Genomic DNA, 17,194 nt, shown 5'->3' with positions numbered 1-17,194 from the left:
ACCCAGATGGAGAACAGACATGTTTGATAGGATTCGTCGCCGAAAGCTGTTGGCTACGGCAGCCCTTGCGGCGCTTGCATTGACCGTCGGGCTCGGTGCAGGTGAAACTCATGCGCAATCGGGCGAGAAGGTCACGCTGAAACTGGCCAATTCCCAATGGCTTGATGCGTTGCGCGGCAAGAACCTCTGGGCAGCGGTCACCAAATACCAGGAAACCAATCCGAACGTCACGCTCGAGCAGGAAGCCATTCCGTCCGCAGAATTCGCCGACAAGCTGACGACGGAAATGGGTGCAGGCCAGGGGCCGGATGTAGCGATGATGCAGGAAGGCCTGTTCTACGCGATTGCAGATGCAGGCTTCCTCGTCGATCTCTCGGCTGCGGCCGACGCAGCCAAGCTGAACAAGAGCAATGAAAACGGGGTGATCGACGGCAAGCGCCTGGGCGTCGCCTGGCAGCGCGCCGTTTACGCCCTGATCTATAACAAGCCGCTGATCGATGCCGCCAATGCGGAGGTGCCGGCGACGGTGGATGAACTCATCGCCTCCGCCAAGGCTGCATCAGCTGCAACTCCGGGCGTCATCGGCTTTACCGCCCGCCACCAGATCAACGACTTTTCGGGCTGGTTCATGGATTTCCAGAGCTGGGCCTACGGCTACGGCGTCAACTGGGTCGATGCAAACGGCAAGCTGACGATCAATACGCCGGAAGCCGTCGCCGCCATCACGGCTTTCAAGAAGACTTACGACGCCGGCATCATGCCGATCGGCGACAGTTTTCCGACGCAGCGCACGCGCTTTAAGGAAAAACACGCGGCCTTCTCGATCGACAATTCCGGCGGCACGCTCAATATCGCCTCCGGCGGCGCCCTTCAGTCCGGCGATCTTTATGCCGCTCCGATGCCGTTCAAGAACCCCGGCGCGCATCAGCAGATCTTCGTCGGCGTGAGCTCGCACGGCAAGCATCAGAAGGAAGCGATCGCCTTCGTCAAGTGGCTGGTCGGCCCGGTTGGCCAGCAGGCTCTGCGTGACGCATCAGGTCCGGATGCGCTTGCAACCGACGTGCCTGTCAGCGACACCTACTCTAAGGCCAACCCTTGGGCGCCGACCTTCGTCAAGCTCGCGGAAACCTCCCGCAGCACGCTGATCAAGGGATATGAAGTCGAAACGGCACAAATCATGCGTTTCGTGATGCAGGCCGTCGAAAAGGTCATCCTTGCGAATGCCGATCCGAAGACGGCGCTCGCCGAAGCTCAGTCGGCCATCGACAAGCAGTTCTGAGACCGTCGCATCAAGAAGGGAGACTGATGTGAGCGCGAATGGCCTGAAAAACAGGAGCGGCCTGGTCAAATTGTTGCCCTATGCCTTCATCCTTCCGCCCATGATCTATTTGGTGGTCTTCATGTTCTGGCCGCTGTCGCGGCAGATGTACATGAGCCTGACCAACACCCGGATCGTCAATCCCAACCGAGGCCGGTTCATCGGCCTCGGCAATTATGAACGGCTGATCGAAGATCCAGCCTTCTATGTCTCCCTGAAAGCAACCTTGGTTTATACGGTCCTGACCGTCCTTATCGGCGTCGCTCTCGGCGTTGTGGCCGCACTTGCCATCGATCGTCCCTTCAAGGGGCGCGCAGTTGTCCGGGCAATCCTGCTGTTCGGCTGGGCCGTGCCCGGGGTGGCGGCCTCGCTGATCTGGTTGTGGATGTATAACGAACGGTCAGGCGTCTTCAATCGCATGACCGAGCTCCTCGGCATCGGCCGTTTCTCGTGGCTGACCAGCACGGACTATGCGCTCGGCTCGGTTCTTGCCGTCACCGTCTGGCAGGTCGCACCATTTGTGATGCTGGTTGTGCTGGCAGCCCTCCAATCGGTGCCGCAGGAGGTGCGCGAAGCCGCCAGGATCGATGGCGCCGATGGGATCAGCACCTTCCGAGCAGTGACGCTGCCGCATATCCGTCCCTCGATCCAGCTCGCAGCCCTTCTGGTTGCCGTCTGGTCCATTCGTCGCTTCGACATCATCTACCTTTTGACCGGGGGCGGCCCGCTCGGTTCGACAAGCACCCTCGTCGTCAAGCTCCGCCAGACCGCGTTCGAAGGCCATGAACTGGGAATGGCCAGCGCTTACGGCGCGGTCGGTCTCGCACTGGCGCTGATGGTGGCAGCCGTCCACTACACTGCCGAACAACGCCGCATGAAAAGGATGTCGCGATGATGACACCCCGAAAACTCGCCGTGAAGGCGCTGCGATATACGCTGATCGGAGTTCTGGTCGTGCTCGCCGGCTTCCCGGTCTACTGGATGGCAGCCACCGCGCTCAACGTCAATTCCCAGCTTTACGGAACCGGCCAGGTCGCCTGGCCGCAGCTGCAGCATTTGCCGGATCTGGTAACCGAGCTCGGCAATGTTCCGATCGGCCGCTGGCTGTTCAACACGCTGCTGATTGCCTCAGGCGGCACCATTCTGAGCCTGACACTCGGCGCGCTTGCCGGCTATGCGCTCAGCCGTTTCAAGTTCCATGGGCGTGGCCTGGTCGGCTTTCTGCTGTTCATGACCCAGGTCGTTCCCGAAGCACTGATCCTGGTGCCGCTCTATGCGATGTTCATCACCTTCGGCCTGTTGAACAGCCTGACGGGTCTGATCCTCGCCAATGTCGGCTTCTCGCTGCCCGTCGCGTGTTTCGTCCTGAAGGGCGCGATGGATGCGGTGCCCTACGAGATCGAGGAGTCCGCGATCATCGACAATTGCCCGCGATTCAGCGTGCTCACCATGATCATTCTGCCGCTGATCATGCCGAGCATCGCGGCGGCGGCCGTGGTGGCCTTCTTTGCCGGCTGGAACGAGTTCCTGTTCGCCTCGACCTTCCTGATGGACAATTCCTTGTGGCCGGCAAGCGTCGGGCTCGCCTCCTTCGTCGGCCAGTATGAAACGCCGATGTCCGCCGTGCTTGGCGCGGCCCTGGTGTTCAGCCTTCCTGCCATTGTCTTTTTTCTTCTTATCCAGCGCAAGATCGTGGCCGGTCTGACGGCTGGCGCCGTAAAGGGATAATCCATGCCCGCTTTAACGTTCAACAAAGTCTCCAAGGCCTTCGGCGATCACACGGTGATCGACGCCTTCAGCGCCGACATCCATGACGGCGAATTCCTGGTCCTGCTCGGCCCCTCCGGCTGCGGAAAATCGACGCTCCTGCGCATGATCGCGGGCCTCAGCGAGATTACCTCCGGGGACCTGCTGTTCGACGGGTCCGTCGCCAACGATTGGGAGCCGAAACAGCGCGGCGTCGCCTTCGTCTTCCAGACCTATGCGCTCTATCCGCATATGACCGTTCGCGAGAATATCGCGTTTCCGCTGGTCATGGATGCGTTTCGCAAGTGGTATCATCTGCCGATCGTCAACATCGTCGCCCGCCACAGGCTGATGAAGCGGGCGGATATCGCCGAGCGGACGCTCAGCATCGCCCGTCAGCTGGAGCTCGAGCCTCTGCTCGACAGGCGCCCGGCGAGCCTGTCGGGCGGTCAGCGGCAGCGCGTCGCGCTCGCCCGCGCGCTGGTGCGCAACCCGGCCCTCTACCTGCTCGACGAGCCGCTTTCCAACCTGGATGCCAAGCTGCGCACGCAGATGCGTTCGGAAATCTCGGCTCTGCATCACAAGGTCGGCAAGACCTTCGTCTACGTGACGCACGACCAGGTCGAGGCCATGACCATGGCGACGCGCATCATCGTGATGAACAAGGGCATCGTCCAGCAGGTCGATACGCCGGACGAGATCTACGATCATCCCGCCAACACCTTTGTCGCGCGTTTCGTGGGGTCGCCCCCGATGAACCTCATCCCGGCTTCGGTCAGAAACAACGCTCTTAAGCTTTCGGGCAAGCTTGCGGTCGATCACGCAGCGCCGTTGCCCACGAGACGGGAGCTGACATTCGGCGTCAGGCCCGAAAAACTTTCCATTCATCCGGCCGGGGAAGGGCGGCTGCCGGCCCAGGTGGCTGTCGTCGAGCGCCTCGGTGCGGAGACGGTGATCGGTTGCCGCCTGATGACCGGCGAGGAGAACAAGGACCAGCGATTGCTGGAACACGACCTCGTTTTCGTCCGGGTCTCGGGCAACCCGAAGATCAAGATCGGTGAACTGTGTTCGCTGGATTATCAGGCGGACGATGTCCTGTGGTTCGACATCGACAACGGCGATCGCATTTTCCTGGACCAGGAGTGAACATCATGCAGAACTTCCACGTCTCGGCGACCGGGCACAGCCTCAACTATCTTCCCGAATATGTCGCGGTCTGGCAGGGGTTCTTTCAGGAGGAGGGGCTCGGCGTCACCGCAAGCGTTCCATCTCCCTGGGACCTGGTGCTCAGCGACATCGGCTCGGCCATGGCGGACGCCGCGCTTGGCGGCATCTGGGTCCCGTCGATGTTCCATGGCCGCGGCAAACGTTATACGCCGTTCGCGCAGATCGCGGCCCGCGCGCCCCTGGCCATCCTCGGCCGCGAACACCCCGGGGATTTCGACTGGCAGGCCGTGCCTGGCAAAACGATTTCGATGAAGGGCAGCAATGGCGCCAGCGTCGGCCTGTTCACCAAGCTTTTGCTGCGCGAAAACGGTGTCGATCCGCTGACGGTCAATTTCGTCCAGGATCTCGACGGCAAGATGCTGTCCGATCTCTTCGTGGGGGGAATGGGCGACTATCTGGTGATCGATTACCCGTCCGCCGTCACGCTCGCATCGAAGACCGCCGTCCATGTCGTTGCCGAGCTCCCCATCACGGGCGACAACGTGCCGTGGAGCGTCTATTACGCCGAAGGCGAGAGCGACGATGCGCGGCTGGACACCCAGACCCGGTTCTCAAGGGCGCTCGGCCGCGGCATGGCGTGGATCCTGGCCCATGATGCCGAGGGGTACCGCGAGTTCCTGGCAAAGACGTTCCCGAAACTCTCGCCGGACCTGCTTGTGGGGCTAGCCAATATCTATCGGGCCAATGGCATGTGGACGACGCCACGGATCGATCCGAACGCCTATGCCCGCTGGCAGCAGGGTATTGCCGACGGCCATCTTACCGAGGCGCCGATCGCTTATGGCGATCTTATCGACACGCGCCCGACGGCAGCCTTCACGGCCGCCTGACCCAACTTGATCCCTGGAGTATCCAAGACGATGCGTATTGCCGTCATCAATCCCAACACGACTGCGTCGATGACGCAGCGCATCACGGCTGCGGCGCGCGCCGTTGCCGGCCGTGACACCGAGATCGTCGGCCGGCAACCCACAACCGGGCCGGAAGCGATCGAAGGTCCCTTTGACGGGGCGCTTTCGGTGCCCGGCCTGCTGAAGGAAATCGTTGCCGCGGAACGCGATGGCGCCGATGCCCATATCATAGCATGTTTCGACGATACCGGGCTGGATGCGGCAAGAGCGATTGCGACAAAACCCGTGATCGGGATTGGCGAGGCTTCGTTCCATGCGGTCAGCCTTGTCGCGCACAGCTTCTGCGTGGTGACGACGCTTTCCCGCTCGGCGCCGGTCATCGAGGACAATGTCCACCGCTATGGTTTCGGCCACCGCTGCCGCCGGGTCTTTGCGACCGACATTCCGGTGCTTGAACTCGAAAAGCCGCAAAGCGGCGCGTTCGAGCGGATCTCGGATTGTATTCGCCGGGGAATCGAGCTGGGTGCCGAGGGCGTTTCGCTCGGCTGTGCCGGCATGGCGGAATTTGCGCTCGACCTGCAGCGCGCGCACGGCATTCCGGTGGTTGATGGCGTCTCGGCGGCCGTCGGTCTTGCCGAGACGCTCGTCAGGTGTGGCCTGACTACATCCAAATCCGGTGTCTGGGCATCGCCGACGCGTCTGCACGTGCTCGAAAAATTTTCCTGACCAATGTCGCGCCTTAGCGGCCTACCGGCCGATACTGGTCTGGGGGGTCGATACGTCGTCGAGCAGTTTCACCAGCCGGTCGATCTTTTCAAATCGGGCAAGGCTCGCCTCGCCCATCGCCGTCGATACGCTCCAGGCGAGATAATTGATGATGGTGACGGCGGCGACGAAGGAATTGAAGGGCGACGGTGATTGGCAGCGGCATCGCAGCACATGATTGGCGGCCTTGGCGCTTGCCGCGGCGCTGAGATCGGTGATCAGCACAGTTATCGCCCCTGCGGCGCGCGCCTCCTTGATGATCGTCGGCAGCAGCCTGGGGCGCCGGCGGAATGCGATGACGAGCAGCACGTCGCCCTTCGCGATGGAGGCGATCTCATGCGAATAGCTCCCCCCGCCGGCGGGGATCACCTGCACGTCGCTCTTCATCAGCGTGAAATAATGCGCCGCCTGCAGCGCCAGGCCGTAGCCGCTGCGCAGGCCCATGATCCACAGGCGGCGGGCGCCGACGATCGCCTGGCTTACCTCGCTCAGCGTAGTTTCGGACAGGCTTTCGGCGGTGGTTCGAATATTGTCGAGGTCCATCTGGACCGTGCTGGAAAGGGTGACCTTGCCTGACGGCGCGCGATCGGGGTCCTCCAGGCCTGCCCGGGGCGATCCCCAGTGCTGGTCGGCTCGGATCTGCCGCTTGGCATCGGGATAGGTCGCATAACCGAGCGAACGGATCAGCCGTGCCGCCGTCGCTTTCGACACCTGCGCCTTTTCCGCAAGCTCGCCCGCCGTATAGCTCGGCAGGTCCATCTGGTATTGCAGCAGGATGTCGGCGAGCCGCTTTTCGGCGGGCGAGAGCGTGGAATAGATCGCGTAGATGCGTGCCTCGAGGGAGCGCGGCTGTTGCTGGGCGGTCGATTTGCGGGACGGACTCACGGGGCACCCTTCGTCTGCATACGATTGAAGCGGACGTTAGGCCGGTCCAGACCTCTTGCACAAGCGGATGGAAGTAAGGGAACTGTTTGATCCCACGAATCTGAAGAATTCGAGCTCCAGTCGCATCCTGGAGCGGGATAGGGCCGCCTTCTCGAAAAGCTCTTGCCCACGATGGACATGACTAAGAACTGTTGGTCCATTGCCCAGACGAATTCGAAACCAGTCCGATTCACGCAAGTTGGGAGCATCAGCATGACGGTCATCGACCCACCGAAATAGAACCCACTTGCAAACCACTTTCCGACAACATGCCTCTGAGTGGGACAGAAGTGGACCTACGCCACATAATCAGACCGTAAGACGTGCCGATGGTTCAAATCCCATCAAGAGCATAGTACGGCGAGGTGGGCTAGTCTTTGGGCGCCACATTGCTCAGGGGCGAGGCAGCGTCGTCCGAAAAACCGCGATACCGTAGATGGCTACGGCTAAGATGAATTCTCATCGCCTCGCGCGCCCGTTCCGCACTGCCTGAGCTAATTGCCTCGCAGATTGCCCGATGTTCGACCACAGTATTCTGGATATAGTCTAGAGTTATGAGCGCAGGATTGAGCTGCTTGGAGAAAGCCGGTTGCGGGAGAATCTGCAGGCTCATAAGGCTGAAGAACTCGATGAAAGCACCATTGTTCGTCGCTTCTGCGATTGACCGATGAAAGACGAAGTCGAGATGATCAAGCGCAGCTTCGTCTTCAAGTGAGGCTTCGAACTCGCGAGCGGCGTTCCAGATATTGGATTCCTGAGCCCAGGATCGCCGAACCGCCGCCAACCCGGCAGCATGCACCTCGAAAGCCATTCTGAGCTCCAGCAGATCCATGAATGACGTCTGCAGGCGAGCCAGGGGAGCAAGCGCGAGGCTTGCATCCAACGAGTTGGCATCTTCGATATCGGGGCTGGGTCTGTTGCGAACGAACACCCCGACACCATGTCGCGACTCGACAGTGCCGTCGGACCGCAAGGCGGACACTGCTTCTCGAATGACGGTCCTGCTGACGCCGAACTGCTCCGACAATTCCGCGAGCGATCCGAGCTTGGTACCGCTTTCGAACTGGTTGCTGCCGATGTGAGCTTTAAGTGCCTTTATTGTTCGGCCCGTTAAAGTGTCCAAAACCTGTTTCCCTTTGCCTAAGTCGCGCCCCGCTGAATGACTTCAGGGTTTGACGCAAGTTATCACTTCATCCCGAGGTGATGCTACTACCCACCACTGATTTATTGCCTTAGTGTGCGCACACTTGACATAGAGAAGTTCCACTGGGCGCAAATCAGCGGCTGGCCTCAAAAAAAATTGCGGGAAACGGGTCGAAATTTTAATGCCACTACCAGAGAAGTGGTCGTCTTAAGTTGGCTAATATCTTGTAAAAGCTTCTAAAAAGTAGCATGTAGGAAACCGTTGGCTCAAGAGATAGTACCTCTGAATTCTATCTTGACATGAGATACTATTTCGTCAATCTTCATCATCAGAAAAGTGGATCGACATTCGACGCTTATGGCTTCTGATGAACGGTCCCGGGAACCTGGTTCGCGCATCGGCGCGCCTTACAATAACGGAAAACTGCTATGGGTGTCGTCGTCGCACGTCTCTCGGAGCTCGGTATCGTTTTGCCTGCGATTGCCCCGGCTTCAGGAAATTACATTCCTTACAGGCTCGTCGGGAGCCTTCTTTTCGTATCGGGCCAGATCCCGCGGATCGATGGTGTCGAGCATTATGTCGGCGTGGTTGGTCAGGACATTTCGCCCGAGGACGCATACAAGGCCGCTCGCCTTTGCGCGCTCAACATCGTTGCCAGAGCGAATGCCGCGCTGGATGGCGATCTGGACCGGGTCATTGCCTGCGCTCAATTGCGTGGTTTCGTTAATGCGCCGCCGGATTTCGGGGGCCATCCAGCCGTCATCGACGGCGCTTCCGACCTTCTCGTGGAGATCTTTGGAGACAAGGGACGCCACGTTCGCACCGCGATTGGTGCGGGCTCGTTGCCGCGCGGATCTTCCGTAGAAGTCGACGCCATTTTCGAAGTCGCACCGAAAGCCTGACATCAAATAAAGGGGAACTGGCCATGAACGGGACCAGCATGTCGGAAAAAGCCATAGCCATGACGGGCGTCAACAAATGGTATGGTCATCTTCAGGTCTTGAAGGGGATCAACCTTGAAGTTGGTCGCGGCGAGCATATCGTTCTGTGTGGACCTTCAGGTTCCGGCAAATCGACCCTTATCCGCTGTATCAATCACCTGGAGGAAATCCAGGAGGGAAGCATTGCCGTCAATGGCACGGAGCTGAGCCAGAAGGGCAGCAATGCCGACCATATTCGCCGCGATGTCGGCATGGTGTTCCAGCAGTTCAACCTGTTTCCGCATCTAACCGTCCTGGAAAACTGCATGCTGGCGCAGCGCCGGGTGCGCAAGGCTTCGGTGACTGACGCAAAGGAAAAGGCGATGCGTCATCTCGAGCGCGTGCACATTGCTGAACAGGCACAGAAATATCCGGCTCAGCTTTCCGGTGGTCAGCAGCAGCGCGTGGCAATCGCGCGGGCGCTCTGCATGGACCCCAAGATCATGCTGTTCGACGAACCGACTTCAGCGCTCGACCCTGAGATGGTCAAGGAAGTGCTCGACACGATGATCTCGCTTGCTGACGACGGCATCACGATGATCTGTGTAACCCACGAGATGGGGTTTGCACGGGCAGTCGCCCACCGCGTCATCTTCATGGACCGTGGCGAAATCATAGAGAGCGCCAAACCCGACGTATTCTTCAGCAATCCGGCTCACGAGCGAACCAGAACGTTCCTCAGCCAGATCCTCAACCATTGAGGAGGGGCTGATGAATTACACTTTCGACTTCGCACCCGTTTTTGCTGCGTGGCCAACGCTGCTGGAAGGCATGATCGGTACGTTGAGAATGTCGTCTCTCTCAATGGTGTTCGGATTGTCGCTCGGCATTTTCTTCATGATGATGCGCATGAGCAAGCTGCCAACGCTGCGCACGATTGCGATTGGCTACATCGAGCTGATCCGCAACACGCCTATCCTCGTGCAGGTGTTGTTTGTCTTTTTCGGCATGCCCGCAATTGGCATCCGGCTCAGCGGCGAACAGGCGGCAATCCTGGCCATGACGCTGAATTGCGCCGCCTACGCGGCGGAGATCGTGCGCGGCGGTGTGCAGTCCATCCGTCCAGGACAGGTCGAGGCGGGCAGGGCGCTTGGGATGCATACGGCTGATATCTATCGGTTCATCGTCCTCCGGCCGGCCATCCGGGCCGTCTATCCGGCTCTCTGCAGCCAGTTCATCCTGATGATGCTGAACTCAAGTCTGGTTTCGTCGGTCTCGGCGGAAGAGCTTACCTATTTTGCACAGACGCTGGATGCCCAGACATTCCGAAGCTTCGAGATCTATCTCACGCTCGGCGTCATCTACCTCCTGTTGTCCCAGTTCGTTTCCGTCACCCTCGGCACCATCGGCCGGGTCTATTTTTCCTATCCGGCAAATTGAGGCAGTCCGATGATCCGTCAATTTGGCTGGAATGAATTCCTCTTTCTGCTTGAAGGCGCACGTTGGACAGTTGTCCTTTCGCTTCTTGCCTTCGCCGTCGGCGGAGCGCTGGGTCTGGCTGTTGCGCTTGGACGCACCAGCAAATGGAAACCGTTGCGCATCTTCATAGCGACGTACATCCAGATATTTCAGGGCACGCCATTGCTGGTTCAGCTGTTCTTCGTCTATTTCGGCCTGCCACTTTTGGGCTTCAAAGTGGATGTCTGGGTGGCGCTGACGATCGGCCTGTCGCTTCACACCAGCGCGTTCCTCGGCGAAATCTGGCGCGGCAGCATCCAGGCCGTTCCCGATGGACAGAGCGAGGCGGCACGCGCACTGGGCATCGGCTACAGGCATCGCATGGTCGATGTCGTGCTGCCCCAGGCCTTGCGCATCGGCCTGCCGGCCACCATCAGCTTCCTCGTCAACCTGATCAAGGGCACGGCACTTGCCGCGCTGCTCGGTCTCACAGAGCTGACCCGCTCCGGTCAGTTGATGTCGAACATCACGTTTCAGCCGCTGCAGGTCTACGGGGCGGTCGCACTCGTCTACTTCTTTCTCTGCGTACCACTGACCTACTGCAGTGCCCGGATCGAGCGGCGCCTCAACGCCGCGCGGTAAGACAAAACGCATGCCAAGAAACCAACCAGAGGTGATCACATGACCAACGCAGTCCCGACCCCTTCGCGTTCGAAAGCCCTGAGCGGCCTTGCCGCCATTCTCTTCGCCGCGACTTCATTCGCAACGACGGCAATGGCTGTCACATCCGAGGAGATCAAGGCCAAGGGCACGGCAACCATCGGCGTGCAGATGGACCAGTTTCCGTGGGGTTTTATCGACTCCAAGGGCGGCAATGACGGTTTCGATATCGAAATCGCCAAGATGATCGCCAAGGAGCTGGGCGTCGAGGTGAAGTTCGAACGTATCACAGGCCAGAACCGCATTCCGCTGCTGGTGAACGGCAACGTTGACTTCCTGGTGCCGTCGATGACGATCACCGAAGAACGCGCCAAGGTGATCCAGTATGTCATTCCCTATTCGTCGAACGACATTACTGTCTGGGGCAAGACGGACGCAGCCATAAAAGGTAACGAGGATCTTTCGAAATACGTGATCGGTGTTAACCGCGGCAGCGCTTTCGAGCCGCTGCTGGTCAAGGTCGCGCCGAAGGGTACGCAGATCAAGCGCTTCGATGACGACGCCACGACTGTTCAATCGCTTCTGTCCGGTCAGGTTGATGCGATCGTAGGCAGCGTCACCTATGGCCTCGTCATCAAAGAGACCGGTTATGACAAGCAGTTCGAACGCAAATACAAAGTCGCCGACAACTTCCAGGGTATGGCGGTCCGCAAGGGCGATAAGGAACTGCTCGCCTTCCTGACGGACTTCGTTATCAAGCACACGACGGACGGGTCACTCGATGCCCTCTACAAGAAGTGGATCGGCGTCGACCGTGCAAAACTTCCAACAGAATTGCCGGGTGTAGACTTTACCGGGAAACTGTAGCGCCAAAGCTCTGCGTTGCCGCTACAGCTGTCGCGCTGAGCTTAAGAAACTCAACACATTCAAGAGCTTTTGACCCCCGCCCGTCTGTGCGGGCGGGGACAGGCCGCTGCACGCCGAAAATCGGGTTATCGGGCAAGCGCAACAACAGCTCGCTTAGGGAGCATAGTCGAGAAAATGACGAAAGATGGCAAGCAGATCAGGGTCGGTGTCGATATCGGCGGCACCTTTACCGACGTTGCAATGGAGGTCGGTACCACACTCCATTCAATCAAGGTGCTGACCGATTATTCCTATCCCGAAAATGCAATCGTGAAGGGCGTCCGAGAGGTCGCCGAGGTCGCCGGTGTCGAGCTTTCGCAGATCGACACGATCATTCATGGCACCACGCTCGCCACCAACGCTCTGATCGAACGGCGCGGCGCCCGCACCGCCTTTATCACCACCAAGGGCTTTCGCGACGTCATCGAGATGCGCACCGAAAGCCGCTTCGAACAATATGACCTCGATATTGTGCTGCCGGCGCCGCTGGTGCCGCGAAACGAACGTTTCGTCATCGACGAAAGGATCGGCGCCGACGGTTCGGTGCTGAAACCTCTCGATCTTGCCGAGGTTGATGCGCTGTGCGACAGCATCGTCGCTGCCGGTTACGACAGCGTCGCCATCGGCTTCATCCATTCCTATCTTAACGGCGCGCACGAGAAGGTTGTTCGCGACCGTCTTCTGGCCAAGAAATCCGATATTTCCGTGTCGATCTCGTCGGAAGTCTCGCCGCAAATGCGCGAGTTCCAGCGCTTCAACACCGTCTGCGCCAACGCCTTCGTCAAACCGTTGATGGCATCTTATCTCAACCGCCTCGTTGGACGCCTGACCGAGGAAGGCACGCGCTGCCCGGTCTTCATGATCCATTCGGGTGGCGGCATCATCAGCGTCGAAAGCGCGATCGAGTTTCCGGTTCGTCTGCTGGAATCCGGTCCTGCCGGCGGTGCGATTTTTGCCGCCCATATCGCCAGCAGCTACGGTCTTGATCAGGTCCTTTCCTATGACATGGGCGGCACCACCGCAAAAATCTGCCTGATCGAAAAGCAGACGCCAAAGACCTCCAAGACCTTCGAGGTGGCGCGAACGTGGCGTTTCAAGAAAGGCAGCGGCATGCCGATCTCTATTCCCGTCATCGAGATGGTCGAGATCGGTGCCGGCGGCGGCTCGATCGCCACTATCGACAGCATGCGCCAGATCCGTGTCGGCCCGCACAGCGCCGGCTCCGAGCCAGGCCCGGCCTGCTATGGCCGCGGCGGCACGAACCCGACCGTCACCGATGCCGACCTGATCCTAGGTCGTCTCGATCCGGGGGAGTTCGCAGGTGGCGCGATGAAGCTCGACCGCCCGGCCGCTGACCGAGCGATGGATGCGGATCTCGCCTCCAAGCTCAACACTGATATCGCGACCGCCGCCTACGGCCTCAGCGAGGTGGTCGACGAGAACATGAGCAACGCGGCGCGCATGCATGCCGTGGAGAATGGCAAGGAGCTTTCCGAATTCACCATGATCGCCTTCGGCGGCGCAGCTCCCATCCACGCTGCCCGTCTGTGCGAAAAGCTCGGCATGTCGGACCTGCTGATCCCGCCGGGTGCCGGCGTCGGTTCTGCGATCGGCTTCCTGCGCGCTCCCTTCGGTTTCGAAAGCGTGCGTAGCGCCTACAGCCGGCTTAGCCGGTTCGATGCGGATGCGATCAATCAGACGATCGCTGACCTCAGCGCCGAGGCCATATCGTTCGTGCGTTCCGGTTCGCCCGAAGCAAATCCAGATCTCGAATGTACGGCTTACATGCGTTACGTCGGTCAGGGGTGGGAAGTGCCGGTCACGATCGAGGTACGCGACTACGCCGATGCGGACGGGCACCTGTTCCGGAAGCTGTTCGATGAGCAGTACGAACACTTTTTTGGTCGGGTCATCGATGGTCTCGACGTCGAGATCGTCAGCTGGTCCTTGCGCGCAACCTCAAAGGTTGCCCCGCCGGCGAGGATAGGCAAGACCGCAAAGGTTCGCGAAGCAAAGGTCCGCGGTACCCGCGAAATCTTCGACGTCCAGGAAGGCAGCTTTCTGAGCGCGTCGATTGTCGCGCGCGCCGACATGAAACCGGGCGACTGGGTTTCCGGTCCCGCTGTCATCACCGAACGCGAGACGTCAACGATTATCACCACGAGCCGCGAAGTCATCATCCAGTCGGATGGCTGCCTGCTCATACGCGTCAAGCAGAGCGCTTGAACGGAGGATTTGACATGAAAACCAGCGCACTTTCCGACGTCCACATGCAGATCATGTGGAACAGGCTGATCTCCGTTGTGGAAGAACAAGCCGTCACGCTCATCCGAACCGCCTTCTCGACCAGTGTGCGTGAATCAGGCGATCTTTCCGCCGGCGTCTTCAACCGCGGCGGCAAGATGATCGCCCAGGCGGTGACCGGCACACCCGGCCACGTCAACGCCATGGCCGAGGCCGTCGGCCACTTCATCCGCGACATCGGGCCTGAAAACATCTTCGAAGGCGACGTCTACATCACCAACGATCCGTGGAAGGGCACTGGTCACCTGCACGATTTCACCGTGGTCTCGCCCAGCTTCCGCAATGGCGCGCTCGTCGGCTATTTCGCCTGCACGGCGCACGTGGTGGATGTCGGCGGCCGCGGTTTTGGGCCGGATGCCAACGAGGTCTACGAAGAAGGCATCTTCGTCCCGATCATGAAATTTGCCGAGCGCGGCAAGGTCAACAAGGACCTCGTCAACATCCTGCACAACAACGTCCGCGAAAGCCATCAGGTGGTCGGTGACGTCTATTCGCTGGCCGCCTGCAACGAGATCGGCCATCGTCGGCTGATGGACATGATGGAAGAGTTCGAGATCGCCGATCTGGAAACGCTGGGCGATTTCATCTTCAAGCGCAGCTATGACGCTACCATCGAGCGCATCGCGGCCCTGCCGAAGGGCACTTATTCGAACACTATGCGCGTCGATGGGTACGGTTCGCCGATCGATATCGCTGTGCGTCTCGACGTGGCAGAGGACCATATCCTCGCTGATTTCGAGGGGACGTCACCGCCAAGCCCGAAGGGTATCAACTGCCCGATCATCTATTCGGCCGCCTATGCTTGCTATGGCATGAAATGCTCGATCGCGCCGGAGATCCCCAACAACCACGCGTCTCTGCTGCCGTTCCGTGTAACCGCCCCGAAGAACTGCATCCTCAATGCCCAGCACCCGGCGCCTGTTTCCGTTCGCCACGTGCTTGGCCATCTGGTTCCTGATGCGGTGCTCGGGGCCGTGCACAAGATGCTTCCCGGTAAAGTGCCGGCAGAAGGGGCAGGGGCATTGTGGAACCTGCATGTCAGCGTGCGCCCGCTACAGGGGGATAAGGCACCGGCGGAGGGCGGGCAACGTGCAGAAGTGCTGTTGTTTAACAGCGGCGGCGCCGGCGCCCGCTCCACGCTCGACGGCCTCAGCGCCACGGCGTTCCCGAGCGGCGTGCATTCCATGTCGATCGAGGCGACCGAGCATGTCGGCCCGGTGATCTTTTGGCGCAAGGAGTTGCGAGACGGTTCCGGTGGCGCCGGACAGTTCCGCGGCGGTCTCGGGCAGGTGGTGGAGATATCGCCGACCGAAGGTCACGAGATGCATTTCAACGCCATGTTCGATCGCGTCGACCATCCACCCCGTGGACGTGAGGGTGGGGCCGATGGCGCCGCGGGTGCCGTCTTGCTTGATGACGGAACGGTTCTTGCCACCAAGGGGCGCCAGCATGTGCCGGCCGGCCGCAGATTGATCCTGCAGCTTCCAGGCGGTGGAGGATACGGCGCGCCCGATAAGCGTGATCCGGCGGCAGCGCAGCGAGACAAGGATTTCGACTACGCGCCGAAAAGCTAGTTCGCCAGTGACCGGTGGTGAGATCCGCCGGTCACAAGCATAGTTTCCCAGGAATTTGGACATGACTTTCGAGAACAAGCGGGCGGCCGGCATCAAGTCGTCCCGAGCATGGCCATCGCGATGGCGTCTGCTGCTGCGAAAACGAGAGCGGATAATGCAGGGGTTCCGATCAGCCGGAAGTCTGCGGCGTTCCATATCGATTTTCTCGGCGTCTCGTAATCTCTCCGTCATGCCACTGCCCAGGCGCTCGTCTCTCGCCATTGACATTCATCGCATCCGCGCCATGGCGCGTTGGAACGTCGTGACGGGCGCGTTACCCGATCTCAGACAGCAGCGGCATAGTTCGATCACTGCTCGATAACGTGACAATTCCACGCCCCACTCACTGACATATGGTTTAGGCGACGACGCTTAGATGCGCAGCAATTCTGCGCCGCTGGTCAAGTGTCGACCGGGGGCGTATAATCTTCACGCGTGCAGGTTCAGTCCTATGGCGCCGTTCCTAACGCGGGTATCCGTTGTGGTCGTTGTTGTCTGTGACAAGAATGGAGAGGAATTGTTATGGCACATTTTCACGTGATCGCGGGAGGCGCCAGGAAGGTGGCCTATCCCACCGTGCGGCGCATCAATGTAGCAGATGTCTTCACTTCGTTGCGTCAGGGGTTGGATGATTTCTGGACCAAGCCGTCGCACTACGTCTTTCTCTGCCTGATCTACCCTATGGCCGGCGTGATCCTCGCGTATTGGACATCCGGTGCCAATGCGCTGCCACTGCTGTTTCCGCTCATGTCAGGCTTTGCCCTGATCGGTCCGATAGCGGCGCTGGGTCTTTATGAAATCAGTCGCCGGCGGGAGCTTGGCCTTGACACCTCCTGGCAGCATGCGCTCGAAATCAGGCATTCCCCGGCGGTCCCGGCAATCCTTGCCATCGGTGTTATGCTGGCGGTGATTTTTATCCTGTGGCTCCTGACGGCGCAGTCGCTCTATGTCAGCCTGTTCGGGCCGGGACGGCCGGAATCGCTGATGACTTTCGTCAACGAGGTGTTCTCGACGAGCAGGGGTTGGCAGCTGATCCTCTACGGCAATGCCGTCGGCTTCCTCTTCGCTCTGGCCGTGCTTTGCACCACAGTCATTGCATTTCCGCTGCTTCTTGATCGTGACACCGGTGCGGCTGCAGCGGTCTATACCTCGATGAAAGCCTTCGCGGTCAATCCCATGGAATTCATACTCTGGGGTCTCATCGTGGCGGTGCTTCTGGTCGTCGGTTTTGCGATGTTCTTTGCCGGTCTGGCTATCGTGATCCCGGTACTTGGCCATGCGACCTGGCATCTGTATCGCAAGGTCGTTGAACCGGAATCCRGCTTGGGGAGCAGCAGCGGTCGGTAGGTCGGAAAACC

At 59.8% G+C, this 17,194-nt stretch carries 16 protein-coding genes and 1 pseudogene; 15 read left to right on the top strand and 2 right to left on the bottom strand.

The window, feature by feature from the left end:
* Positions 1-19 precede the first annotated feature (19 nt).
* Genes AC1D3C_RS06280 through AC1D3C_RS06255 form a run of 6 tightly spaced genes read left to right on the top strand, consistent with a single transcriptional unit; the run spans position 20 to position 5,868 of the window.
* Entirely contained in the window at positions 20-1,279 is a 1,260-nt protein-coding gene (locus tag AC1D3C_RS06280; protein WP_477482261.1) for an ABC transporter substrate-binding protein, read from the top strand.
* A gap of 28 nt (positions 1,280-1,307) precedes the next feature.
* On the top strand, positions 1,308-2,213 hold the full coding sequence (locus tag AC1D3C_RS06275; protein ID WP_477482260.1) for a carbohydrate ABC transporter permease: 906 nt from the start codon (positions 1,308-1,310) through the stop codon (positions 2,211-2,213).
* Positions 2,210-3,046: a carbohydrate ABC transporter permease gene (locus AC1D3C_RS06270; RefSeq protein WP_247137034.1), complete on the top strand. Its 837-nt coding sequence runs from the start codon at positions 2,210-2,212 to the stop codon at positions 3,044-3,046. The genes AC1D3C_RS06275 and AC1D3C_RS06270 overlap by 4 nt, the downstream gene beginning before the upstream one ends.
* Positions 3,047-3,049: 3 nt before the next feature.
* Positions 3,050-4,210: an ABC transporter ATP-binding protein gene (locus AC1D3C_RS06265; protein WP_477482259.1), complete on the top strand. Its 1,161-nt coding sequence runs from the start codon at positions 3,050-3,052 to the stop codon at positions 4,208-4,210.
* A gap of 5 nt (positions 4,211-4,215) precedes the next feature.
* Positions 4,216-5,121, top strand: a complete 906-nt coding sequence (locus tag AC1D3C_RS06260; RefSeq protein ID WP_477482258.1) for an ABC transporter substrate-binding protein — start codon at positions 4,216-4,218, stop codon at positions 5,119-5,121.
* 30 nt (positions 5,122-5,151) lie between these two features.
* A complete protein-coding gene (locus tag AC1D3C_RS06255; RefSeq protein ID WP_477482257.1) occupies positions 5,152-5,868 on the top strand; it encodes an aspartate/glutamate racemase family protein in 717 nt (238 codons plus the stop codon).
* 21 nt (positions 5,869-5,889) lie between these two features.
* On the opposite strand, the gene AC1D3C_RS06250 is transcribed toward AC1D3C_RS06255, so the two are convergent.
* Together AC1D3C_RS06250 and AC1D3C_RS06245 are read right to left on the bottom strand one after the other, a co-directional pair.
* The gene (locus AC1D3C_RS06250; protein WP_040124687.1) at positions 5,890-6,792 is read right to left on the bottom strand and encodes a MurR/RpiR family transcriptional regulator; all 903 of its coding nucleotides are present in this window, start codon (positions 6,790-6,792) and stop codon (positions 5,890-5,892) included.
* A 409-nt stretch (positions 6,793-7,201) separates the two neighbouring features.
* Positions 7,202-7,954, bottom strand: a complete 753-nt coding sequence (locus AC1D3C_RS06245; RefSeq protein WP_477482256.1) for a FadR/GntR family transcriptional regulator — start codon at positions 7,952-7,954, stop codon at positions 7,202-7,204.
* A gap of 449 nt (positions 7,955-8,403) precedes the next feature.
* Here AC1D3C_RS06245 and AC1D3C_RS06240 point away from each other — a divergent pair, with 449 nt between their 5' ends.
* The 9 genes and pseudogenes from AC1D3C_RS06240 to AC1D3C_RS06200 all read left to right on the top strand — a co-directional run bounded on the left by AC1D3C_RS06240 (position 8,404) and on the right by AC1D3C_RS06200 (position 17,183).
* Positions 8,404-8,877, top strand: a complete 474-nt coding sequence (locus tag AC1D3C_RS06240; protein WP_040124690.1) for a RidA family protein — start codon at positions 8,404-8,406, stop codon at positions 8,875-8,877.
* Positions 8,878-8,915: 38 nt separating this feature from the next.
* Positions 8,916-9,656 carry an amino acid ABC transporter ATP-binding protein gene (locus tag AC1D3C_RS06235; RefSeq protein ID WP_040125767.1) on the top strand — a complete coding sequence of 247 codons (741 nt, stop codon included), beginning with the start codon at positions 8,916-8,918 and terminating at the stop codon, positions 9,654-9,656.
* Positions 9,657-9,666: 10 nt separating this feature from the next.
* Positions 9,667-10,335 carry an amino acid ABC transporter permease gene (locus AC1D3C_RS06230; RefSeq protein WP_477482255.1) on the top strand — a complete coding sequence of 223 codons (669 nt, stop codon included), beginning with the start codon at positions 9,667-9,669 and terminating at the stop codon, positions 10,333-10,335.
* Between the two features lie 9 nt (positions 10,336-10,344).
* On the top strand, positions 10,345-10,995 hold the full coding sequence (locus AC1D3C_RS06225; RefSeq protein WP_477482254.1) for an amino acid ABC transporter permease: 651 nt from the start codon (positions 10,345-10,347) through the stop codon (positions 10,993-10,995).
* A gap of 39 nt (positions 10,996-11,034) precedes the next feature.
* Positions 11,035-11,880 carry a transporter substrate-binding domain-containing protein gene (locus AC1D3C_RS06220; protein ID WP_247137024.1) on the top strand — a complete coding sequence of 282 codons (846 nt, stop codon included), beginning with the start codon at positions 11,035-11,037 and terminating at the stop codon, positions 11,878-11,880.
* Between the two features lie 174 nt (positions 11,881-12,054).
* The gene (locus AC1D3C_RS06215) at positions 12,055-14,145 is read left to right on the top strand and encodes a hydantoinase/oxoprolinase family protein (RefSeq protein ID WP_477482253.1); all 2,091 of its coding nucleotides are present in this window, start codon (positions 12,055-12,057) and stop codon (positions 14,143-14,145) included.
* 14 nt (positions 14,146-14,159) lie between these two features.
* Positions 14,160-15,797: a hydantoinase B/oxoprolinase family protein gene (locus AC1D3C_RS06210; RefSeq protein ID WP_477482252.1), complete on the top strand. Its 1,638-nt coding sequence runs from the start codon at positions 14,160-14,162 to the stop codon at positions 15,795-15,797.
* Positions 15,798-15,930: 133 nt separating this feature from the next.
* A pseudogene (locus tag AC1D3C_RS06205) lies at positions 15,931-16,158 on the top strand (hypothetical protein); the annotation flags it as partial.
* A 200-nt stretch (positions 16,159-16,358) separates the two neighbouring features.
* Positions 16,359-17,183 carry a DUF2189 domain-containing protein gene (locus AC1D3C_RS06200; RefSeq protein ID WP_477482251.1) on the top strand — a complete coding sequence of 275 codons (825 nt, stop codon included), beginning with the start codon at positions 16,359-16,361 and terminating at the stop codon, positions 17,181-17,183.
* Positions 17,184-17,194: the final 11 nt, after the last annotated feature.

The organism is Neorhizobium sp. P1_A6 (assembly GCF_056406795.1).
This window is presented reverse-complemented; position numbering and strand designations above follow the sequence as displayed.